Annotated in this window: 17 protein-coding genes; 14 read left to right on the forward strand and 3 right to left on the reverse strand. The window is 43.8% G+C overall.

Annotated features, from left to right (window positions below):
* Window positions 1–12: 12 nt before the first annotated feature.
* From uvrA to AC6I8U_RS02465, 3 genes are all read right to left on the reverse strand, one after another.
* The gene (gene uvrA / locus AC6I8U_RS02455; RefSeq protein WP_498017658.1) at window positions 13–2,841 is read right to left on the reverse strand and encodes an excinuclease ABC subunit UvrA; all 2,829 of its coding nucleotides are present in this window, start codon (window positions 2,839–2,841) and stop codon (window positions 13–15) included.
* 149 nt (window positions 2,842–2,990) lie between these two features.
* Window positions 2,991–3,860, reverse strand: a complete 870-nt coding sequence (gene galU / locus AC6I8U_RS02460; RefSeq protein ID WP_042473378.1) for a UTP--glucose-1-phosphate uridylyltransferase GalU — start codon at window positions 3,858–3,860, stop codon at window positions 2,991–2,993.
* A gap of 182 nt (window positions 3,861–4,042) precedes the next feature.
* Window positions 4,043–4,693 carry a LuxR C-terminal-related transcriptional regulator gene (locus AC6I8U_RS02465; RefSeq protein WP_498018304.1) on the reverse strand — a complete coding sequence of 217 codons (651 nt, stop codon included), beginning with the start codon at window positions 4,691–4,693 and terminating at the stop codon, window positions 4,043–4,045.
* A 285-nt stretch (window positions 4,694–4,978) separates the two neighbouring features.
* Between AC6I8U_RS02465 and AC6I8U_RS02470 the strand changes: the two genes are divergently transcribed.
* The 14 genes from AC6I8U_RS02470 (at window position 4,979) to AC6I8U_RS02535 (ending at window position 22,599) form a co-directional block, all read left to right on the forward strand.
* Window positions 4,979–5,518: a single-stranded DNA-binding protein gene (locus tag AC6I8U_RS02470; RefSeq protein WP_042473381.1), complete on the forward strand. Its 540-nt coding sequence runs from the start codon at window positions 4,979–4,981 to the stop codon at window positions 5,516–5,518.
* Window positions 5,519–5,670: 152 nt separating this feature from the next.
* A complete protein-coding gene (locus AC6I8U_RS02475) occupies window positions 5,671–7,158 on the forward strand; it encodes a tyrosine-type recombinase/integrase (RefSeq protein ID WP_498017659.1) in 1,488 nt (495 codons plus the stop codon).
* Window positions 7,155–8,720, forward strand: coding sequence for a site-specific integrase (locus AC6I8U_RS02480; RefSeq protein WP_498017660.1), 1,566 nt, complete (start codon window positions 7,155–7,157; stop codon window positions 8,718–8,720). The genes AC6I8U_RS02475 and AC6I8U_RS02480 overlap by 4 nt, the downstream gene beginning before the upstream one ends.
* Window positions 8,717–10,885 carry a hypothetical protein gene (locus tag AC6I8U_RS02485; protein ID WP_498017661.1) on the forward strand — a complete coding sequence of 723 codons (2,169 nt, stop codon included), beginning with the start codon at window positions 8,717–8,719 and terminating at the stop codon, window positions 10,883–10,885. Before AC6I8U_RS02480 ends, AC6I8U_RS02485 begins: the two co-directional genes overlap by 4 nt.
* Window positions 10,882–11,319 (forward strand): hypothetical protein, encoded by a 438-nt coding sequence (locus AC6I8U_RS02490; protein WP_498017662.1) that lies wholly within the window; start codon window positions 10,882–10,884, stop codon window positions 11,317–11,319. The genes AC6I8U_RS02485 and AC6I8U_RS02490 overlap by 4 nt, the downstream gene beginning before the upstream one ends.
* Window positions 11,320–11,330: 11 nt before the next feature.
* A complete protein-coding gene (locus AC6I8U_RS02495) occupies window positions 11,331–11,798 on the forward strand; it encodes an MreC domain-containing protein (RefSeq protein WP_301875715.1) in 468 nt (155 codons plus the stop codon).
* Window positions 11,789–14,011, forward strand: coding sequence for an AAA family ATPase (locus tag AC6I8U_RS02500; protein ID WP_498017663.1), 2,223 nt, complete (start codon window positions 11,789–11,791; stop codon window positions 14,009–14,011). The genes AC6I8U_RS02495 and AC6I8U_RS02500 overlap by 10 nt, the downstream gene beginning before the upstream one ends.
* Window positions 14,012–14,088: 77 nt before the next feature.
* Window positions 14,089–14,337 (forward strand): hypothetical protein, encoded by a 249-nt coding sequence (locus AC6I8U_RS02505; protein WP_498017664.1) that lies wholly within the window; start codon window positions 14,089–14,091, stop codon window positions 14,335–14,337.
* A gap of 94 nt (window positions 14,338–14,431) precedes the next feature.
* Complete coding sequence (locus AC6I8U_RS02510) at window positions 14,432–15,151, forward strand: hypothetical protein (RefSeq protein ID WP_498017665.1); 720 nt, start codon at window positions 14,432–14,434, stop codon at window positions 15,149–15,151.
* Window positions 15,152–15,739: 588 nt separating this feature from the next.
* Window positions 15,740–16,174 (forward strand): hypothetical protein, encoded by a 435-nt coding sequence (locus AC6I8U_RS02515; RefSeq protein ID WP_498017666.1) that lies wholly within the window; start codon window positions 15,740–15,742, stop codon window positions 16,172–16,174.
* A gap of 413 nt (window positions 16,175–16,587) precedes the next feature.
* Window positions 16,588–18,579 (forward strand): RNase E specificity factor CsrD, encoded by a 1,992-nt coding sequence (gene csrD, locus AC6I8U_RS02520; RefSeq protein ID WP_498017667.1) that lies wholly within the window; start codon window positions 16,588–16,590, stop codon window positions 18,577–18,579.
* A gap of 327 nt (window positions 18,580–18,906) precedes the next feature.
* Complete coding sequence (locus AC6I8U_RS02525) at window positions 18,907–20,241, forward strand: TackOD1 domain-containing metal-binding protein (RefSeq protein ID WP_498017668.1); 1,335 nt, start codon at window positions 18,907–18,909, stop codon at window positions 20,239–20,241.
* Window positions 20,234–21,550 carry a glycosyltransferase family 2 protein gene (locus tag AC6I8U_RS02530; RefSeq protein ID WP_498017669.1) on the forward strand — a complete coding sequence of 439 codons (1,317 nt, stop codon included), beginning with the start codon at window positions 20,234–20,236 and terminating at the stop codon, window positions 21,548–21,550. Before AC6I8U_RS02525 ends, AC6I8U_RS02530 begins: the two co-directional genes overlap by 8 nt.
* A complete protein-coding gene (locus AC6I8U_RS02535; protein ID WP_498017670.1) occupies window positions 21,547–22,599 on the forward strand; it encodes an HlyD family secretion protein in 1,053 nt (350 codons plus the stop codon). The genes AC6I8U_RS02530 and AC6I8U_RS02535 overlap by 4 nt, the downstream gene beginning before the upstream one ends.
* Window positions 22,600–22,948 lie beyond the last annotated feature (349 nt).

The raw sequence follows: 22,948 nt of genomic DNA on the forward strand, positions 1-22,948 counted from the left end.
TGATGCTCTAATTTAACCTTTTAGCATAGGTTTTAGGAAGCGTGCTGTGTGAGAACCTTCGACTTGGGACACAGTTTCTGGCGTGCCTTCTGCGATGATTTCACCGCCGCCTTGTCCGCCTTCTGGACCTAAATCGATGATCCAATCAGAGGTCTTGATGACATCAAGGTTGTGTTCAATGACTACAACGGTGTTACCGTGGTCGCGTAAACGGTGCAGTACTGACAGCAATAATTCGATATCGTGGAAGTGCAGACCCGTTGTCGGCTCATCCAAGATATACAAGGTTTTACCCGTATCGCGTTTAGACAGCTCTCTCGCTAGCTTCACACGTTGTGCTTCACCACCAGACAGCGTGGTTGCTGCTTGACCTAAACGGATGTACGACAGGCCCACATCCATCAAGGTTTGTAGTTTTCTGGCAATAACTGGAACAGGGTCGAAGAACTCTCTTGCGTCCTCGACGGTCATCTGTAGAACTTCGTCAATCGTTTTGCCTTTATAGCGAACTTCCAGTGTTTCACGGTTGTATCGCTTGCCTTTACACACATCACAAGGCACGTATACATCAGGAAGGAAGTGCATCTCTACCTTGATGACGCCATCACCCTGACATGCTTCGCAGCGGCCACCGCGCACGTTAAAGCTAAAGCGCCCTGGCTTATAGCCGCGTGAGCGAGCTTCTTGTGTGCCTGCAAACAGCTCACGGATTGGCGTGAAGATACCGGTGTAGGTTGCTGGGTTTGAACGTGGCGTTCGACCGATAGGGCTTTGGTCGATATCAATGACCTTGTCAAAATGCTCAAGCCCTTCAATTTTCTTGTATGGTGAAGGCTCTGCAGTCGTAGCACCATTGAGTTGGGTATGGGCGATCTTAAAGAAGGTATCGTTAATCAGCGTAGATTTACCTGAACCCGACACCCCAGTAATACAGCTAAACAGACCGACAGGTACCGTAAGGTCGACATTTTTCAGGTTGTTACCCGTCGCGCCTTGTAGCGTAACTACTTTTTTCGGGTCCATCGGGGTGCGATTTTCAGGGATAGCGATCTCGCGTTTACCACTCAGATATTGACCCGTAAGGGATTGCTCTGATGCAATGATGTCGTCAATCGTGCCTTCAGCAACCACTGAGCCGCCATGAACCCCAGCACCTGGACCGATATCAATCACGTGATCGGCTGTGCGAATGGCATCTTCATCATGCTCAACCACGAGAACTGTGTTTCCGAGATCCCTTAGGTGGGTTAGGGTATTAAGCAGGCGTTCGTTATCACGCTGGTGGAGACCAATGGAGGGTTCATCCAGTACATACATTACCCCAACCAGACCCGCACCAATTTGGCTGGCCAAACGAATACGCTGAGCTTCACCACCAGATAAGGTTTCAGCACTGCGAGATAGGTTAAGGTAGTTCAAGCCGACGTTGACAAGGAAGTGGAGTCTATCGTTAATCTCCTTCATCACCTTTTCGGCGATTTGAGCTCGCTGACCCTCTAACTTGAGTGACTGGAAGAAAGCCATCGCTTCACTGATGCTCATCTCAACGATTTCTGGCAGAGTCGTATCGTCGACAAAGACATTCCGCGCCTCTTCACGCAAGCGAGTTCCGCCACACGTTCCACAAGATTTGGTAGAGATGTACTTAGCCAGATCCTCACGAACCGAGTTCGATTCTGTATCGCGATAGCGACGCTCTAGGGTGTTCAAGATGCCTTCAAATGGATGACGTTTGACGCGAATATCACCGCGGTCATTGACGTAGTTGAACTCGATCTCAGTGCGTCCAGAGCCGGTTAATACGACGTCTTTAATTTTCTTTGGGAGTGATTTAAACGGCGCAAACAGGTCAAAGTCATAATGCTTTGCCAGCGAAGTTAACATTTGGAAATAGTAGTAGTTTTTCTGATCCCATCCACGGATTGCCCCATCTGCAATGCTGAGAGTTTCATCTACGATGACTCGGTCAGGATCGAAATACTGCTGTACACCGAGCCCGTCACAGGTGTGACAAGCGCCCGCTGGATTGTTGAACGAGAACAATCTAGGTTCTAGTTCTTGTAAGCTGTAGCCACAATATGGACATGCAAAGTTCGCTGAGAAGATGATGTCTTCTTTCTCCGGCTCATCCATCCAAGCGACGCCAACGATGCCACCAGAAAGCTCAAGTGCCGTCTCGAAAGATTCAGCCAGACGTTGCTGCAGGTTATCGCGTACCTTGAAGCGATCCACAACGACTTCGATGGTGTGCTTTTTATGGAGCTCTAGAGTCGGCGGATCGGAGAGATCGCAGGTTTCACCATCGATACGTGCACGAATAAAGCCCTGAGCGGCAAGGTTCTCTAAGGTTTTAATGTGTTCCCCTTTACGCTCCTTAACAATCGGAGCAAGCAACATCATCTTGGAGCCTTCAGGAAGCTCCAACACCTTATCAACCATCTGGCTTACAGTCTGAGCAGCCAGTGGTACCTTGTGGGTAGGACAACGCGGTTCGCCAACTCGAGCGTACAGCAATCGCAAATAGTCATAGACCTCAGTAATGGTACCCACGGTTGAGCGTGGATTATGAGAGGTGGACTTTTGCTCAATGGAAATAGCGGGTGATAGACCTTCGATGTGGTCAACATCCGGTTTTTCCATGAGCGAAAGGAACTGTCTTGCATAAGCGGACAAGGACTCTACATAGCGACGCTGACCTTCTGCATATAGGGTATCAAAAGCAAGAGATGATTTGCCTGAGCCAGAGAGGCCTGTGATAACGGTAAGTTTGTCGCGAGGAATTGTGAGATTGACGTTTTTAAGGTTATGGGTGCGAGCGCCCCTAACTTCGATCTTGTCCATTGTTGCCACTCATGTAATACGTAGTGTGACAAGTATTACATAGTGTGAAGTTTGTGCAAAGAAGTACTGGATAAAAAAACAGGATTTGAAAGAAAAATGGCCACTACTAAGCAGTGGCCATTTTCATGATTCAGTGAGCTTAAACGCGCTTAAGCTTTTTTGGTCGCGTGCTTACCCAGCTCTGAGGCTTTTTCGTCTTTTAGGTAAAGATTTTCGAAACAGTAGTTGGTTGCTTCGATATAACCTTCCACGCTTCCGCAGTCAAAACGCTTGCCCTTAAACTTGTAGGCGAGAACACAGCCCGCTTTGGCTTGTTTAAGAAGGGCGTCAGTGATTTGGATTTCACCGCCTTTGCCAGGTTCCGTTTGCTCAATAAGCTCAAAGATATCTGGGGTTAGGATGTAGCGACCGATGATCGCTAGGTTGCTTGGCGCTGTGCCTTGCTCTGGTTTTTCAACCATGTCGTCAACACGGAATAAATCGTCTTTGATCATCTCACCAGAGATAACGCCGTACTTGTGTGTTTCATCTTCTGGCACTTCTTGCACGGCAACAATAGAGCAGCGGAACTGCTTATATAGCGCAACCATTTGTGCGAGTACGCCTTGGTCCTCATTAACACATAAGTCATCGGCAAGGACTACAGCAAACGGTTCGTCACCAACCAGTTCACGACCTGTAAGGATCGCGTGACCAAGGCCTTTCATTTCGCGTTGGCGAATGTAGGTGAAATGCGCAGAGTCGATGATGTCGCGAATATCGACCAGCAGTTCTTCTTTATTGGTACCACTGATCTGGTGTTCAAGCTCGTAGTTCTTGTCAAAGTGATCCATGATCGAGTGTTTGCCACGTCCAGTAACGATACACATACCGTCCATACCAGCTTGAATGGCTTCTTCCACACCATATTCAATCAAAGGTTTGTTAACGACTGGCATCATTTCCTTAGGCATCGATTTAGTTGCCGGTAGGAAGCGTGTTCCATAGCCCGCTGCTGGGAATAGGCACTTTTTGATCATGATAAGACCCTTTATCTTTATAAGTTTTAATTCACTGCCAACGATGGCGAATACGTCATAGTCTACAGAGTAACGTTGGGTTATGACAGTAGAAATATTGTGAAGTTCGATTCACATGCAAGTGATAAAGATGCTTGTAAAATAAAGAGTAATGGGTCTGATTTTTGTAGAAGAGAGATTGCTTATGACAGCAAGTGTTGGTTTGCCCACGCAATAGCTTGGAGCCTGTTTTTGACCGATAGCTTTCTAAAAACCTGATACAAATGAGACTTTACCGTCGACTCCGTTATGTATAAATCTTCAGAAATTTCGAGATTACTCGCACCTGATTGCAAGCAGCGTAATATTTCTATCTCTCGTGAGGTTAAGTCTACCACTGTGGTAGAGGTATTCGCCGAAACAACATAGCGATAGTGATGCAAAAGCTGGCTCGCAACGTCTCTTGGTAGCCAATTTTTTCCATTGATGATCTCGCCAAACCCATAGGTAATCTTACTCGCATCCTCATGGGTATAAAAAAGTCCTTTGATGTGACCATATCTGAGAATCTCTTCAGTCGTTAGCCTGTGAGGAACGTTGATGAGAATCGTCTCAAAATTTTTGCTAGCAAGGGGCAGATTTAGCACTTGTTTGAATAGGTCTAGGGATTCTTCATAATCAAAGAGAAGGATGCGATTTCTGGGGCCCGACGCGACATTGAGCAAGTCGTTTGGAGTGATGGTTTCGATACTGTTGATGCATAGGTTGGATAGCTCACTCACACGCTGCGTGACTTCTAGGTCTTTCCCAAAACTGACGTGTTGTATGGTTCGCTTATAGCTATTTTTTCTCATAATCATTATTAATTTTGCCACTGAACTAGCGTGCATATTGAAGTTTATAAAATTTGGCTTCCAGCGTTTACAACGTAAAATGGGAGAGAGTTAAAGCAAATCAAGTAACTGATATGTATATAAGGTGGGCGCATTTTGTAGAAGGTCTGAAGTTTCAACGCTAGACTTATATTCAGACACGTGCGCTGGATTGTAGGATAGTTCACATAAGCGCTGTTGCTGTCTGGTTGGTTCGTGGTATCCTACTGGGCTATTTTAAAACACACTGTGGTTACGGAGCAAAACATGGCAAGCCGTGGAGTAAACAAAGTCATTCTAGTGGGTAACTTAGGTAACGACCCAGAAATTCGTTACATGCCAAACGGCGGTGCCGTGGCGAATATTACAATCGCGACTTCTGAATCGTGGCGTGATAAGGCGACTGGCGAACAGCGCGAAAAAACTGAGTGGCACCGTGTTGCACTATTCGGCAAGCTGGCAGAAGTGGCTGGCGAGTACTTGAGAAAAGGTTCTCAAGTGTACATCGAAGGTCAACTTCAGACTCGTAAGTGGCAAGACCAAAATGGTCAAGACCGCTACACAACAGAGGTTGTGGTTCAAGGCTTTAACGGTGTTATGCAGATGCTAGGCGGCCGTCAAGGTGGCGGTGCTCCAATGCAGGGTGGTATGAACCAAGGTGGTATGCAGCAGCAAGCTCCACAACAACAAGGTTGGGGCCAGCCACAGCAGCCTGCAGTTCAGCAGCCAGCACAGCAAAAACCTGCTCAACAGCAGCCACAATACAATGAACCACCAATGGATTTCGACGACGACATCCCGTTCTAGCCACCCCAATAATTAAAAAACTTGATTTATAATTGAGTAGCTAGTTTAAGGCCCCGTTTTTACGGGGCTTTTTTGTTTTCTGATTAAAAAATAAACTTGATTTAAGTTTGCCACCTAACTACAATAAATAAAACTTGATTTATGGTGGTGGTATGGAACTTCATCGAGAACAACTCATTTTTCAAAACGGAGAGCGTTTCTCCTGTTTATCGGATGTTAATGGTGTACCTGATTTCTGGACGACTTTGTTCCTTACAACTCACTATAGAGGGTCAACTCAAGAGACAATGAGGAACATTTCGAATGTTCTCGTTCATTTCCTACTTTGGGATGAAATGCAGGAGCAACCTTTCTTTGAAAAGGTTGTTAGTATTGCGGATGCAGATGAAACGGCTCCAGCAAGCCAATTTTCACTGCCTGAATTCCTTTCAACGCTTGAAGCTAGATCTCTAGCTCACCATTGCAAACTTCAGACGAAAGCTGTACGGCGTAAGCATACGCAGAAAACTGAAAGCAACGTAATTTCTATGAGAGCACAGTTACCTTCATCTGTGGTTCCAGATGAGGTAGTAGGAGTGAAGCTACACCGCCATCGCCTGAAGGTCGTAGCTGAATTTCTCCACTTTATCGTAGATGTAGGTCTACGCCATTACCCCCATTACGCTTATTACCTAGATGCTGCTGAAAAAGTTAAGCAAGTGATAATTAAACAGCGGCCAAAACGACAAGGCGCTCGTGCAAAACGAAATGATCCTGACAAGAAGGCACCACCGCCCGAAGTTTTTGAAGAGATTATGCGAATTGCTGAGCCTGAATGTATCGATAACCCTTTTACAGCTTTAGTTCGCGAAAGAAACTATCTAATTATCAGAGTGCTGTATGACACTGGTATGCGTGTGGGAGAACTACTTCAGTTAAAAGTTGCTGATGTAAATTTCGCGGCGCAAACCATTTCAATAGTTCGTCGTCATGATGATCCTGAGGACATTTGGAGGGGGCTTGAACCAAATGCCAAAACACTGGAACGCGATCTACCAATATCTCTGGAGCTGACCGATTTGTTGCGCGATTACGTGACAAGAGAAAGGAGACATATGGTACAAGCGCTTCCCGCAAGTCAAAGCCATGGTTTCTTGTTTGTTTCTAGTAAGAATACTGTCGGGCAACCGTTGAGTATCAAGCAATGCTCCAAGCTACTATTGAAGATTGCTCGTGATAAAGGTCTGGCTTCGTTTATAGAAGCGGAAGGTATCAAGGTAGATAAGTTGGCTGGTGCTCACGCATATCGACATAACCGAAACAATTTAATTTCCAGAATTATCGATATAAATAACCGTTTAGCGCGTGAGGAAGGTCGAATGGATGACATTATATCTGAAAAGAAAGAGATACAGATACGCATGTACCTAATGGGGCATAGTAATCAGAAATCTGCTGAAGTTTACAACCTTCGGCATACAAAAGAGTCCGCCGAAAAAATTAGTATGGCTTTGATGAAGGATGAGGCGGCGAAGATGCGGAAATCTATTGGTAAAGGCGAGTCGGAGATTTCAGAAGAAGAGCTTAAGAGGCTTATCCCTAGTGTTTTGGGAGTTGCTTATGAGCTTACTGATAATGTAGAAAAGGACAAAAAACTATGAGCGCTGCTGTCGCATTTAAACTCCCTAAACATGAAAAACAAGTGCGCGTGTCTAAGGAAGGTTATCCGTTCAATGTCTCATCCGACAAATGGAAAGTCAGCCATGAAATTGAAATGACTTTTCACCTCTTGCCAGATTCAGTGTCAAGTGATGTTGAAATGGGTTTGCGGTTAACTCTAGCTAGAATGGCGGAAGAAGTATCACCATATTATGCTAGAAACTGTCTTCACTATATTCGCTCGTTTTTCTTGCAATCAGAGCACTACACAGGTGGTGAAATCACTGAAATTCAGATTTTGAACTTGAAAGGAAGTCTTTCTAGAGAAGACGAGTATAAGTTGGGCACTATTCGTGCGTTACTCCGCAACTGGATTGACTGGGAGTATCCTGGCGTTCAAAAAGGCATAACGCCATTCTTAGATAGTCTCAAGCTTCATGGGAATGTTAAAGGTAAGGCTGTCTTACATAGCTGTCCCCACTCTGGGCCTTGGACTGTTACCGAGCAGCAATTACTTATGAGTTGGGCAGCTAATGCATTCTTAACTGAGCAGCTAACCCTACGTGAATACGCATGGTTCATGATTTGCTATCAGACGGCACGACGTCCGATTCAACTTCGCCAGTTACGGATCCGTGATCTCAATGTTGAAGTCGTCAAAGGAAAACAAATCTACTCTGTTTCTGTGCCTAGAGCCAAAAAACGTGGTGAAGATGGTGGCTTTCGTAAGAGCTTTCGCTCACTCAATATTACTGAAGATTTGTTTCTAATTTTGATTAACTTAGCAGAGCAAGTTCAGAGTCTGGCGAAGAAAAAATTGCCCAAATTGACGAAAGCAGATCTTACAGAATTGCCTCTTTTTGTTGGTAAAGAAGAGCAATTCGATGAGATTTGTACTGTAGATGAGTTTCGTAGTTCTCTAAAAGATGAGCCTGCGAAACTTCACATGAATGTACAGGGTTCATCAGATTTAACCAGAGTTGTTAGCAGAAAATGCAGTGCAATCTCAGAGCGAACTGGTGACACTATTCACTTCACACCCACTCGTTGTCGCCGCACTCGCGCAACCAATTTAGTTCGTCACGGTATTAGTGGGGTTCAGCTTGCTTACCTGTTAGATCACGAAGATACCCAGAATATAGGTGTTTATACTGGGTATACCCCAGAACTAGCTCTTCGAATTTTTGCCAAAATGAATGAAGCTATGAGCTTTTTAGCTGCAATGTTTGAAGACCGTCTGATAACTGATGAGTCAGAAGCTGTTCATTCGGGGGATCCTGCGAGCAGAAGACACATTAGTGGAATGAAGCATGTCGGAAACTGTGCTGGTAGTGCTTGTGATAGTGGCGTCAAAATATGTGTGTCATGTGCTCGTTTTCAGCCGCTTTTACATGCGCCATGGGATGAGCTTTTGGTTGATTTAACTGAGGAAATGGAAGACCGCCGAGAGAATGGTGCTAGTGATTTAGTTCTTCAGTCCTATGACCTAGCGATTGTTCATGTCGCTGCAATTATGAAAGCTTGTGATAATAAAATTCAAGCGATGAATGAGGGGGCTGCATGAGTGTCATTCCTTTTAAATCCAGAAAAGAACTCACCTGTGAACAGAACCTCAAAGCTTTTACAGACCGAGCTAAATTCGAGCTAACACTGTATGAAGAGCAAGGTGGTTTTAAGTCAGTTAACTGGAAAACAGCTAAGAACCTTGGTATGCAATTTACAGAATATGAGTCTTCTGCTGGAAAGGGTGATGGCAAACCATTTGAACAGCCTTTCTTAGATTTTGCTCGTGCATATGTTCGAGAGCAACAGAGTATAAAGGAAATTGCTCCTAGTCATATGATGCGGGCGCTCAAAGCAACATATTGTGGATTGAAGGAAGTTCATGGCATTGCTGACATACTGTTACTTGATGAACCTACAATTACTAAGGCTAGAGAATCTGTAGAAGCTCGACTGACGCCACAGGCTCGCTATGGCACTGGCGGTCATATGAAAAAGCTCTTTAAATGGTTAAAAGATAATAGAATATGTTTGCGCCACACCCCTTGGAAGAAAAGTCCGTGGCCTAGGCAAAAAGATCGTGCCGAAGGAACGTCAAAAGATGATCGGGATTGGCAAGAAGAGCGCTTACTCGAAAGTCATGAATTGGCTGCTTTAGCTGATGCGTTTACCAAGGCAAAGAAGCCCTATGAAGTTTATTGGTCGAGCTGTGCTGTTTTACTTATGTTTGCGCCAAGCCGCGCTGGTGAGCTGTATTTTCTGACCACGGACTGTCTATTCGAGACCACTGCTATTGAGACCACTCAAAATCCAGATACGGGTGAAGTCGAAGAGAAAGAAACTGTAGTTTTAAACCTACGATGGAAAGCAGCTAAGGGCGGAGGGACAATCCCCAAGCCAGTTCATCCTAAGTTAGAGCAGACCGTGAGAGAGGCCGTTGCTCGACTCACAGAGCTTGGTAAGCCAGCGCGAGAGGCAGCGGCTTGGGCAATTGAACATCCCAACAAATTCTTTCGTCATTCAGAGTGCATTACCAGTTTGAACCACGGAGAAAACGATCCTCTGAGTTATGCAGAACTATGTGCAGCCATGGGACTGACTCCAAGCAATCGGTTCTCATCTGATACGATGGATGTTCAGGAAATGGCACTTGCGTTGAGTAGTCCTAAATGGTTCTTGAACTTGATAAAAGATAAGACTCAAATCACCTATAGCGATCTTGCTGAATATTCAGTGAAAAAGTATTCCAAGCAGTACCCTAAATGGCCAAATATAGAAGAGGTTGACGCTCACGTTAGCAAAGCACTATGTCTTTTGAGAGATAATGAATTTCATAAAGATTTCATGGCTAAAGAGTATAGCTGGGTTACTCCGAGCGTAAATGAGTTCAATACTGCTTTAGGATCTTCTGATAGCCGAATAGAAGTTAAAGATTCAATATTTGAAAAATTGAATATCCGCAATGAAGATGGATCTCCAATCGCTATTTCTACTCACCAAATTCGAACATGGTTATCTACAATGGCTGAGCGCGGAGAAATGGACTCTCTGGATCTCGCGATGTTTGCAGGTCGCATACGAATTCAAGACAACAAAGCATATGATTTGCGTACACCTGAAGAGAGGGAAACGACTGCTCGTGCAGTTCTCAATATCCCTAAAGATAGTGTTCTGAGTCTCTCTAAAGACAATGGATTAAGAGCCATTGAAGCAGTGAAGGTGGGTGTACCAATTACGTATGAAATGTTAGGGAATAGGAATCGTGTTGGAGCAGCGCAACCTACAGGGTGGGGAGTATGTGAGCACGATTGGACGATGGCTCCATGTACAAAAGCGGGTGATTGCGTGGCCTGTAAAGATCATGCCTGCATTAAAGGGCTGCCTAAAAGCTTGGAACGACTTCGAAAACTAGAAGTAGCCCAAACCAAAGAGTTTGAAATATCGGTAGACGCTTGCCGTCGCGGTGAATATGGAGCTGAAGCTTGGCTGAAATTCAATGGTAGACGATTAGCGATCACACGCACTGTGATCAAAATGTATGAAGACGGAAATATTCCAGAAGGAACCGTAATTCGAATTCCGAAAGAGTTAGATCCCACTGAGACACAAATAGCTCTCATCGAAAACGGTTTGAAAGTCGATATTAATGTTCAGGATTCCGTTAGCCAAAGTGTGATTGATCGTACTCAGAACGAACTACTAGCACTGTTTGGAGGTGAGGCATGAAAAAGAAGATTATTACAGACAAAGAGCTTCCAATCGTAGAGGACGTGCTAGCAAAATGGTCGGGTAAACTCACTTGGCCTGCGTTTGCAGATACGCTTGCCAAGCGCCTAAATCGCGACTCAATATCGACATTTACTCTTATGGGAGACGATGGGATCAAGCAGGCTTTTAAGCGTCGAAAGCAGGCGCTGAAAGATAAACCTCAAGTGATGACTGAGACTGGGGACGTCACCATTGATGCTCTTCTTAAGGAAAATGCTGAACTCAAGGGGCAAATTGAGCACCTGAAAGCAGAGCATTCCGTGAAAGAAAAAATCTGGAAAGAGACATTTATTCGCTGGCAATACAACCTATCTCAAATGCCCAATGTAGATATGTCCAAGCTACAGCAAAAGATTAATGAACCCCTTCCTCAAACAGACAGGGATGCTTGAGGAAGGCCGCTATGAGTCAATTGAAAGCACAAGAAACGATTAACCGCCTTATAAGCTGGATTGCTGAACGGGACGAGTTGAATGACTTCGGAGAGTACCGTAATGGAGATAAGGTTAACCGAGCAAATCTTATTGATGAAGGTGTGTTGAAGCGGTCTCAACTAAGTGTCAATGGAAACCCTAAGCTCAGAGAGCTTCTAGTTGAAGCAGAGAGGCGTTGGTATGGGGAGTCTAATGAATCCATTGCTTCTCATAAAGATGCGCGTGAGAGAGCGGAGAGGCGCTCTAATCAGAATTCAGCGGAAGTGAGTAGGTTGAGGAAAGAATTGGCTGAAGTTAAGGCTGAATTAAGTCCTCTTAAATCTGAACTTGCTTCGCTCAGGTCTGAGAACCAAGAGTTACGTCAAGAACTAGGTATTCAGAAGTCGCGAGAAGCTGCGGTGGTTCGTAATTATGGGGAGTTGTCTGGATGGGATTGATGACAGTCCAAGTAACGAACATTCGTCAATTTCATCAGGCGACAGCGATAGCTGTCTCGCCTGATGGCTCCCAAGTGCCGAGAACTAGAACTTTAGCCATTAGTTTTCCCAAAAACGTTTTTTCTGAGGTGAAAGTTGGCACTCTTTGGGAGGTTCAAGGAGAGTTGACCAGTCAGACGTATGAAATTGAAGGATGGCGTCATACAGAAGATCTGCTAGTCGCTAAAAGTGCTTTGTTTAAAAGGCTTTCTGGAGAAGTGTTGGCTTTCTATTTGGCTAAGAACGTCGAAGGTGTAGGCAGTGTCATAGCAAGTAGAGTCGCTCGTACCGAGAATATTGAGCAAATTATCCTCGACAAAGACATCGAACGGCTTTGTTTGATAAAAGGCGTGGATAAACAACGGGCCTATTCACTTGTCCACCACTGGCCTGATCGTCAAATGATGGAAGCGATTGAATGGGTTCAGAAGGCAAATATGAATCCGCACCTTGGCCGAAGAATGATCGAAGTGTTTGGGCCTAAAGCTATTCAAACGGTCAAACAAAACCCTTTTCTACTATTGGCGCTGGGCGCAACATGGAAAGAAGCTCTGGCTTTGGCTGAGTCGTTGGATATGAGCCTCGATAGCCCCCAAGTGCTTTGTGCTGTTGCTGAACAGGCTGCTGCAAATTTGACTCTTAAAACGGGAGATATTGTTGTTCACGAAGAAGCCTTGGGGGCTGCTGCTTTTAAGCTCATAAGACGCAAGAAAGCTTTGAAATCCATCGTTGATGTCGCCTTAGAACACAACATGTTAGTCAGAGTGGGCGATAAAGGATTAGTTCCGATAGGAAGCGCACTAATCGAAGACAAAGTTGCTCGAACGATCACTGACAAAATTAATAGAAAACGGGGCGAAGGGTCACTCTTAGCTATATGGGAACGATTAGTTACTGAAACAAATGTTCGCGACGCTTTATCTCAATTCGAGAATACTCTGCCGTTTGAGCTGACAGAAGAGCAACGAGAGGCGGTAATTGGTGCAGTTTTTGCCCCAGTTACTTGTATTTCAGGTGGAGCTGGTACTGGAAAAACGACGATTCTTCAGGCTGTTCTGGCTGTTTATCGAGCCGTCGCTGATGGGATTACCATAAAGCAGGTTGCTCTAAGTGGGCGAGCTTCTCAGCGTATGTCCGAGAGTACAGGGTATGAAGCTTGCACTATTGCGAAATTGATTTCTGACCACTTGGGAGAAGGTAAGAAGCGATTGCCAGAGCATATTCTTCTTATTATCGATGAAGCATCAATGATCGATATTTTCTCAATGTATCGGCTGTGTGGAATCTTGCCTGAAGCTACGCGCATTTTATTTGTCGGTGATGTAGCGCAGCTACCACCTATTGGTGCTGGGTTAGTGTTTCATAGTTTAACTAAGTCTCATATGCCCTTGCCAACATTTAAGCTTTCGCAAGTGAAGAGACAGGCTTCGGAGTCAGGTATTTATCGCTTTGCGACTGCAATCAGGAATAGTGAAATCTTTCAATTGCCACTAACAAACAGGCTATTGTCAGAGAGTGAAGATGCAAGTCTGGAAACAGAGATGACTCTGGATAGGGCTTATGACCTTTGGTGTCAGGCGGGAGGAAGAGATAATACTGTTCTGTTATCGCCAGTGCGTAAGGGAATACTCGGTATAGACAGCATTAACTCTGATTTCCAGGAACGTGTAGGTGGGAATCGTAAGTTAGTGAAGAATCCGCTTATTCCTCATTTTGAGTGGCGTAATACTAAGGGACAGTGGCTGTTAGAAGGTGATCCTGTGATGGTTAATCAAAATGACTATGCATTGGACGTTCGCAATGGAGACTTGGGCTACATTAGCGAAGTGTTCGACACGGTTTTTGAAGACGGCTCAGTGGGTTCTTTGATGTTAGATAGCGGCTTGATACCACTCACAATCGAACTCTTAGAAAAGCTTGAATTAGCGTATGCAATTACTGTTCATAAAAGCCAAGGGTCACAGTGGACAACCACGATTATGACCTTACCTGAAGAAGCCAGTCATATGATCGATCAAACTCTTCTCTACACAGGAGCTACTCGCCCAAAACAACAACTCGTGGTTATGGGAACACAGGCTTCAGTCGAGACAGCAGTGCGCAAAGGGAATATCGCTCTCAAGCGGAAGGTTTGCCTTGGTGGTTTAATTAAAAATTTGCTAAAAGATAACTGAAGAAAAGCCTCACCGACTCAATTACGCTAAAGGAAGAATTGGACAGAATGGCTTTCTAATCAATAAAAGGAATAACAATGGCAAAAACAGAGATTTACGATTTTATCGGTGAGCTGGCAATTGCTCTTTACTCAAAGAAAATCACGATTAGCCTTACTGCGCTGAATGCTATTTTAGATGATAAAGGCGCAGCGTATGGTAATAATAGAGGTTTAGCATCTGGTGTAGCTGCTGCATACCGTCATTGGGAACTAAAAGATCCTGTCATTTATCACGCTATTGCTTTCACTTTCAGAGATAAACACGGAAATATACCTTGGGAATAGTTGTATCGTGTGATTAAAGTCAAGATTTCATCCGCCCCAGACTAGGTTCCCAACCCCTATAGGGAGTATTTTGTAAAATCAGTAGGGAAATATAATGGGATATATCGTTTTTAAACCTTGGGTTGGACGTAACTACACGACAAACAACTTCGGTGCAAGAATCTTAGTTCTTGGTGAATCTCACTATGGTTCACCAGAAGATGAGTATGAAGATTACACTATTGATGTAGTGAAAATGTGGGGACAGGAAAACCGATTAGCCTTTTTTACAAAAATCGCTAAAACATTGCTCAACTATGATTGCTCAGACTATCTTAACGAACATGAGCGATATGCTTTGTGGGAAAACGTTAGTTTTTACAACTATGTACAAGCTATTGTTGGTGAAGAAGCAAGAATTAGACCTTCTAGTGAAATGTGGAAGAAGTCAGAGATGGCATTTCAAGAAGTAATTCAAAGGCTTGAACCGCAAATCATCATAGTTCTTGGTAAGGAATTGGCTGATAATTTGCCAATAATCCCAGAAGAAATTGAAGTTTGTTTTCTGAATCATCCCTCTTCTGGCAGTTATAGTTATGCGGTAAACAATCAGTTGGTACAGAACTCAATTGAAACGGTTAAGAGTAATGACGACTTACTGCTTGTAGAGCTTCTGCAAGAGAATAAATTGAGCAAATATTTTAATGTAGCAAACGTTCAGCGAAATTTACTGTGGGGAAGCTGGAGAGCGAGAAAGGTTTGTTCAAGGGCTGTTTCAAAAGGTTTACTTTCCTTCAGTGAGAATGATGGTGAGATTGTATATACAGTGAAGTAATCTCATAAAGAAAGGTCAGGTCTTTACTTTTTCCCTATCTAACCTTATCCGAAAGTGAACCAATACCGTGAAGTTGTAAGAAGCTTTTGTCCAAATTTTTTTCAGCAGAAATAGTGCTTACACCCCAAAAAGTGACAAAAATTATTGTCAGAGTTTCGATCTTAGTTGTTCCACCGACAATAACATTACAGTTGGATCTCACGCTTAGTAATCTAAGTATCCCATCAGTGTCTATTCCTGCCACCTCACACTTAAGTTAGCGGGCTTTGACAAGCTTATGCTTCAAGGGTAATTATTGTATCAATAGTCCTTGGTTAACCAACATCTTATGAGCTTAAGAATATCAACTCAAAATGTAGATACGTGGAAAAAACGGATTCAGAAAGATGAACTCAATGGTTCAACTTATTTTTGTCAACAGAGTGGTAAGGTCTGGGTATCTGCATCTGCGGATCATCAAATTATTTGTAGGGCGGTGTTAGGAAAGGATTCTGGTACTAGTTCGTTAGATAGCTACCTGCGGTGGGATGATGTTTCTGCTGTCAATCTTGTTGAGCTACTACATCGATTAGAACAAGGTAAATGAAAATGAATGATTTTGATTCTATAGATTGGCTAGTTGAAAAAGGGTCAAGTGCAAATCTTCGAGTGGCGAAACAAATAATCGATGCTGCACTACGTCGCAAGCTTGAATCAGAAGCTAAAGCCAGTAGATGCTTCGAATATGGGGTTGCCATAAAAAACAAAGGTTTCGGTTACGTAACGCTTGAAGTTCCTGCATTAGCCATTAAGAAAGGTGTTCAGCTTAGTGATAGTGACAATATCGAAGAGATAGCCATAGAGCTTATACAGCAACACTTTGAGGAGGATGTATTTAATCTTTATGACGAAAATTACGAGCCTCCAAGCCCTAAATGGGCGATTGATTTCCCTGAGTATGTAGAACATGCGTGGAAGTTTGTAACCGTTTATACCCCAGTATCTTCAAAGATTGAAGACATGTGGGAAGATGAAACAAAGTAACAGATTTAACATAGTTACCCCTCTAGCTTATATGAACTTAAAATACTTGATTTACTAACAGTAGATGTTTAGATAACGCTTTAAATAAAGTTTTTTGTCTTTTTGCTTGATTTTTAAAAGGGTGACCATTGATGCTTTTATTCTGTGGGCCTTGTTATTGGTGGTTTTTACTCACCCACCCATCATCAACGGCTTGGATTATTGTCGCGGTTTCCGTTCTAAATCGAGGTTTGGTGAGATCAGTATGTAGCACTGATGGTATTGAACATAAGAAGCCGCGATGATCATCGCGGTTTTTTTGTGTTTCTTAGAACCTTGCCATAGCCTGTTACTTAAAGGTTTTGGTTAAATTTGATATAACAAACATTAATATAGCTGGCTATTTCTCTGTTCAAAAAGGACTTTGACAACCTATGAGGCAAACTCCCACTCTCAAGCTGAGCACGCGCTTGGTCGCTTTTGTCACGGTGATCGTGATGAGTGCGGTTTTTATTCTCTTTGTCGGTGGCACTTTGTCGATTAAGCGAATGGGACAAGAGTACTTAAATCACCACTTAGCAGGGATTGTTAAGGTGATAGATAAAGAGCTTGAAGACCCAGATGCTGCGTACATGATGCAGCGCTGGATGCCCAAAATGCTTCAGGCAAGTAATATCATAGAGATGCAGCTACTCTCATCAGCCGGTATTGTCTACCGATATAAGAACACCTCACCAACCATAGACAGAACCATTGTCTACAAACAAAGCTTTGAACTCGAGAGAAATGAAGGCTACCGCGTAGAATTTGTCGCCTTACCCCCTTATTTAGATGTTCGCTATTCGATAGAAGCCATGTGGTCGGTGACGCTGGCATTTGGCTTGATTGTATTTTGCTTAATGCAAGGCGTGAAATGGCTGCGGCAGCAGTTAGTCGGCTCTGAGCTTCTCGAAGAGCGCGGGCGTATGATCCTCGGTGGGCGTGTTGAACAATACGCTAAAGGTGATGAGCGAGAGTGGCCATACACCGCCAGTGAAGCGCTGGATATCTTAATTGAAGAGCTTCAGGATGCGCGCCAAGAGCGTAGTCGTTTTGATACCTTCATCAGGACTCAAACCTTCCTCGACCCATTGACTGGCAGCGCCAATCGGATGCTTTTTGATAGCAAGCTAGAGTCAGCTTTGCAAGAAAGTGGCGCCCAGGGTGGTGTCATCTTATTCCGTATTGAGGACTGGGAACAGGCGCAGGAAAAGTTGAGTAAGTCCGCTGCCGATGACTTCTTAATTGAGGTCGGCGAGGTATTGTCTCAGTCGATTCAAAAATACCCAGATGCCATATTCTCTCGTTACTACGATGCAGACTTTGCCATATTTATTCCACATCAAAGCAGTAAAGACGTTGCGAATTTGGCGAGCCAGTGTATTCGCCAAATGGAGAAGGCACCGCCGCCTGCGCCTCTTGATGAAGATAATTGGTGTCATATCGGGGTGAGCATGTACTCCGAAGGGGAGCGTCGAGGACGCATCATGGAAGAGGCGGAAACGGCTCTTAAGAGCGCTCAACTGCAGCGAGTCAATAACTGGAGTCGATTCCAAAAGCAGGCTCAACCGTTTGATGAGCGTGGTAGCGTCCGCTGGAGAACCTTATTCGATAAAGCCTTGTTGCCAGAGAACTTGTTGATCTATGCTCAGCCTTGCTATCTGTACGAGAAAGGCAAAGAGCTGAATACGATTCACAAGGAGCTGTTTGCCAGAATCGATGATCCAGAGAGAGGAACGGTGAAGGCATCCCGGTTCCACTCGGCTCTGCTTCAAGTCGGTTATGAGGCAAACTTTGATAGAGCAGTACTGGGCAAGCTATTTAGAAGTATCAAGCAAGGCCAGATTACGTTACCCGTTTCGATTAATGTCTACGTGGTGCCGTTTGCCAACAAGAACTACTTCAAGTGGTTCAGAGATGAATTGCTGCAACTACCGGTTGGCGTCAGAAAGCAATTGAGCTTTGAGTTCTCAGAGGCTCGCTTAGTGCAGCATCTCGACTATATTCGCCCTGTGGTTAAAATGCTCTCTGGTCTCGGGTGCACCGTGATCGTAGGGCAGGCCGGACGTTCAATTGTCAGCACGCACTACATAAAAGATTTAAAAGTCGATTACCTCAAATTGCATCGCAGCCTAGTGAAACGCATTGATCAGCGAGATGAAAACCAGCTCTTCGTGCGAAGTATGGTTGGTGCGTGTGGTGATGCCCCAACCAAGGTGATTGCGGTTGGTGTGGAAACTAAGAAAGAGTGGCACACATTGATAGATCTGGGCGTTACTGGGGGGCAGGGGCGTTATTTCGCTGCTGAGACTCAGTTGCTGCCAGAAGCGCAAGCGAAAGCAACACAGATCAAGCCAGGACGACGTAATCGCTGGAAGCGAACTTAACTATAAGTAATGGCAATTGATTTGGTAACTAGCCTGTTGGTTTGAAAGCGTGTTTAAGCCTCATCACTCTAGCTGGGTTTTATGTAAGAAATTGACTACAGTGTCCTTACTTCTTTAATTTGACAGTAGTAAATGCTAAAGCCACTATAAATATGTGATCCGCAGCTAAAAGCTCGGCTTGTTAAGAGGTGTTAGCTAAGAGGTGCTCGCTCTCTTGCATAGCTAGGTTTCGAAAAGCCTATTAAAGCATCTCTTCGCATACTAAACTGCCTCTCGCGATCGTTACACTGGGTGAGAACGATCGGTTGTTAGCAAGAACGGTGATATATGACTATTCAGATAATCGGTAATGTTCCAGAAATATTAAGGGACGCGAAAATTGAGACAGAGCTAGTAAATCTAGATGATGTTCTTCTGTCTCAGCTCGGGGTTGTCGTAGTTATTAACAAATATGGTGAAGAGTTAGATGAGCTGCTAAAAAAAATACATCAGTCAGATGTGGGGTGGAGTTGGCGTATCTTTGTCTGCAATGAGTCAACTCTTAGCGTTAGCTTATCTGATGGTACAGTCGATTCTGACTGGATTGAAGATGATAGCAAACACACCCAGTTTGCAAAGCTGCATCGAGTTGCCGAAAACCCTAAAGATAAATTGCTTGCTTACTTATGGTTAGATGAATCACGTCAAATTCGGCCAATCAAATTCATAAACCATCATGACATATACCGCTATCCTTTGCTCGATATCTACCACAATCAAGAGCATACCCCCTTTCGCTATATTCATCGTTTACTGGAAGCGGATTTAATTGAAAAGAAAAGATGTATTGATAGAGTCCGTTACTGTCAGTCATGTCATTCTGGTCACTTAAACTTCGTTGATACCTGCCCCTCTTGTCGCTCTATTGATATAGAGACATTTGACGCCTTGCATTGCTTTACCTGTGGCCACGTCGATGATTCGAAGGCGTTTTTATCAAGACGCTCAATGAGTTGTCCAAAGTGTCACACTGAGCTTAAGCACATTGGTGTTGATTATGATCGACCATTAGAGTTATACAACTGCAACAGCTGCTATCAAGAGTTTGTTGAGCCTGAAGTTGTTGCCAGTTGCATGTCATGCGATCATGTTAATGCGACCAGCGACTTAAGCGCTAAAAGCTTTTACAGCTTCAAATCTGGAGAAAATCTCCAGCGCTACCTTCTTGACCAAAACATTGAGTCCAGGCGAAGCGTGTTACTCAGTGGTACAGTAACATCAGAAGTATTCGAAGCAGCACTTGGTTGGAAGAACCAATTGTCGATTCGACACAAACACCAAGACCTATTAATTGGGATCAAGATACATAACGTACCTTCTTATATTGAAAAGCATGGAGACATCGCTTTTATAGAGTTTGTTAGCAACTTTTCTGAACAGCTAGATTCCTTATTTCGCACGACGGATCTTAGCTGTCAGTTCTCCGATGATGTGGTTTTTGTTTTACTGCCTCATTGTGATTCAAACTTCGTATCTATTATTCAGAATAGAGTTCAGGGCTTTGCAGATAAGATTGATACTGAGCTACTAGCATTAACTGTAAATAGTTGGATATTGCCTAGTCATAATATGAAAGAAGTATCAAGGTGGCTTCGAGAAAGGGTGTCAGAACTCAATGATTGAGTCGATAATTATTATAAGTAAGTCTATAGTCTCGCAGGTTCTCGCCAATACCGGACTACTAGTGGCCTTTCTTCCCGTTATTTTAACAATAGAGCTGCCACTTATACTATTGGTTGTCATTGGTATTTTTAGGTGGCACTGGAAGAATAAAAAGCCGATTACTACGCATACTCCCAATATCAGTTTTATCATTACCTGTTATGGAGAGGGAAAAGGAATAGAGGTCACGGTCAGTACACTGGTAGAGCAGATCTACCCGGGTAATATAGAAATTTTGGTTGTCGTTGATGGGGCAGTTCAAAATTCAGATACTTATAAAGCGGCCATGGATTCACAAAAGCGTTACGCTCATACAAGAGGACGGGTTGTACGTGTAATACCCAAATGGCAGAGAGGCGGGAGGGTGTCAACACTAAACTCCGGCTTGTACAAAGCGAAGCATGATATTGTCATTAATGTGGATGGAGATACCTCTTTTGATAATGACATGGCACTGAAGATGATGAGGGAGTTTGTTGACCCCAGAGTTATCGCTAGTGGTGGTGCATTACGCGTAAGAAACTGGGATAAAAATATCCTAACTAGGATGCAGGCACTCGAATATATGATGTCTATGCAAGGAGGTAAAACCGGAACTAGTGAGTTTGGATTGCTTAATAATATCTCTGGTGCATTTGGCGCATTTAGAAAGGCACAGTTAAAGCGCGTTGGTGGATGGGATACTCATACTGCAGAGGACCTTGATCTAACTATGCGACTTAAGCAGTACAAGAGTAGATATAAACAAACTAGGTTGGCTTTTACACCACTTGCAGTTGGGCACACTGATGCTCCAGATACGATGAGAAACTTTGTACTTCAACGTTTACGATGGGATGGTGATCTGCTGTTTCTTTACATGAGGAAACATATTAAAGGCCTGACCCCTTCTCTTCTAGGTTGGAAAGTGTTCTTTTATACCCTCATATATGGCGTGCTTCAAAATGTTGTGCTGCCACTGTTCATTACTATGTTTACGATTTATATGTTCGTGTCGTATCCGATTCTATTTTCCATTTCGGTATCTGTTATCGTCTATGGTATATATCTCATGTTTGTTGTATTGAAATTCTCTGTGTATGTTGCCTTAATTTCTGAACGTAAAAAAACTGATTTAGCATTGTGTGGTTGGTTGTTGCTTTATCCACTGTATGCAATATTTGCTCGTTTCGTTACAGCATTTTCGATTCTCAATGAAACTGTGCGGCGCTCGCATGAGGAATCAAGCATGGCACCTTGGTGGGTATTGAAGAGAGGAAGGAAGTTTTGAAAGTTAAGTTTCAAATGAGTAAACAAAAAGAGCCTCAAAAAGAAAAAGGTATCCAGGTAGCCTACGGAGAGGCAAAGCGCAGCGGCTATAGACTTCGCTGGTTTGCATTGTTGATGGTAGTGACGTTACCCATTGTACTGGTTGGCTACTATTTACTCAAACCCCGAGTATTTACCATAGCCCAAGGAATCGTGACTTATGAGCCTATATCGTTAAATGTGCCCAGAGATAGCGTTCTTGAAGGCATGTTGCTCAATGTCGGTGATTCGTTCTTTCAAGGGCAATTTATCGTCCAGCTCCGAAACACCGTTTTGGAGGATGAAATCGCGTTTTTGCAGAAAGAAATAAGGGGGCTTGAGGCTTACTCAGCGCAGCGAGGGTTCGGTATAAGTAGCACCTACGCCGAAACTGAAAGGCAAGCTGAACGTAACCTTCAAGAGATTGCCAAAATAAAAGCAGAGTTTGAAAAGCTTAACAAAGAGGGATTGGTGAGTACCGGAGACTATGCCTCAATTTTAAATAACTATTACTCAGCGCAGACTATGAAATCAAGGGCCTCGCTAGATTTTGAGTTAGCGAGAAGAGATGCTGAAGATGAAACCCATGTTGGTGACGTTGCCAACATCATCCGAAGTTTAAAGCAGGATTTGAGCTTAAAATTGAGTCATCAACGAGAGTTGTTAATATCTGCGCCGTTTGACGGTTATGTTATCGATGTATTGGCCGAGAGAGGGCAAAGGTTGGTATCGAACATGCCTGTAGTAACAATTGCTCCAAATACAGGTCAGGTTAAGGTGGTAGCGTATTTGGACGCTAAGCACAGTGATAAGGCCCTATTGGATCGGAAAGTAACTATTAAGCTACCTAATGGGATTAAATTGAACGCTCATGTCTCTAGCCCTACTGAACTTGCCTCTAAGCTTCCTATTCAATTAAGCAAACCTTTTGAGGGACAAAAAGCATTGCTAGAAGTGTTTCTGACTATTGATGCTCCTGTTCCACCTCGTGAAAAGCTGATCCAGGGGATGCCAGTTGAAGTGTACTTTTGAACGGCTCTCGATTAGCGGGTTTTTTCAAAGTGTTTGGGCATGAGGTTTTAGCGATCAATCGAAGTAATCGAGTCGTTCGCAAGCTGCTAGTTCGACCAAGTAGAAATATGAAGGAACCTTGTGGGAGCCGACAGAACACTTCCAAAAGGATTACTACCACCACCTGATGGGTGGTAAACATGGTTAACTCGCCAATAAATCCTGTGAATTTTTTGCGTTAAGTAAGGAAACTGTAAGAAAATGGGGGTTTCCTCCAATGTTTCTGCTTCAATGCCTTGCTGTGATGGCGCGGCATTGGTACATTTAGTGCAATTTTTGTCTTCTAATTCTTGCAGGACGAGCGAAGAAT

The organism is Vibrio sp. KUL80, assembly GCF_059725495.1.

Bases quoted from the DNA above. Each gene is read 5' to 3' on its own strand.
- AC6I8U_RS02485 (WP_498017661.1), top strand. From the start codon at position 8,717: ATGAGTGTCATTCCTTTTAAATCCAGAAAAGAACTCACCTGTGAACAG.
- csrD (WP_498017667.1), top strand. From the start codon at position 16,588: ATGAGGCAAACTCCCACTCTCAAGCTGAGCACGCGCTTGGTCGCTTTT.
- AC6I8U_RS02505 (WP_498017664.1), top strand. From the start codon at position 14,089: ATGGCAAAAACAGAGATTTACGATTTTATCGGTGAGCTGGCAATTGCT.
- AC6I8U_RS02480 (WP_498017660.1), top strand. From the start codon at position 7,155: ATGAGCGCTGCTGTCGCATTTAAACTCCCTAAACATGAAAAACAAGTG.
- AC6I8U_RS02475 (WP_498017659.1), top strand. From the start codon at position 5,671: ATGGAACTTCATCGAGAACAACTCATTTTTCAAAACGGAGAGCGTTTC.
- AC6I8U_RS02465 (WP_498018304.1), bottom strand. From the start codon at position 4,693: ATGAGAAAAAATAGCTATAAGCGAACCATACAACACGTCAGTTTTGGG.
- AC6I8U_RS02500 (WP_498017663.1), top strand. From the start codon at position 11,789: ATGGGATTGATGACAGTCCAAGTAACGAACATTCGTCAATTTCATCAG.
- AC6I8U_RS02495 (WP_301875715.1), top strand. From the start codon at position 11,331: ATGAGTCAATTGAAAGCACAAGAAACGATTAACCGCCTTATAAGCTGG.
- AC6I8U_RS02525 (WP_498017668.1), top strand. From the start codon at position 18,907: ATGACTATTCAGATAATCGGTAATGTTCCAGAAATATTAAGGGACGCG.
- galU (WP_042473378.1), bottom strand. From the start codon at position 3,860: ATGATCAAAAAGTGCCTATTCCCAGCAGCGGGCTATGGAACACGCTTC.
- AC6I8U_RS02510 (WP_498017665.1), top strand. From the start codon at position 14,432: ATGGGATATATCGTTTTTAAACCTTGGGTTGGACGTAACTACACGACA.
- AC6I8U_RS02470 (WP_042473381.1), top strand. From the start codon at position 4,979: ATGGCAAGCCGTGGAGTAAACAAAGTCATTCTAGTGGGTAACTTAGGT.
- AC6I8U_RS02490 (WP_498017662.1), top strand. From the start codon at position 10,882: ATGAAAAAGAAGATTATTACAGACAAAGAGCTTCCAATCGTAGAGGAC.
- AC6I8U_RS02515 (WP_498017666.1), top strand. From the start codon at position 15,740: ATGAATGATTTTGATTCTATAGATTGGCTAGTTGAAAAAGGGTCAAGT.
- uvrA (WP_498017658.1), bottom strand. From the start codon at position 2,841: ATGGACAAGATCGAAGTTAGGGGCGCTCGCACCCATAACCTTAAAAAC.
- AC6I8U_RS02530 (WP_498017669.1), top strand. From the start codon at position 20,234: ATGATTGAGTCGATAATTATTATAAGTAAGTCTATAGTCTCGCAGGTT.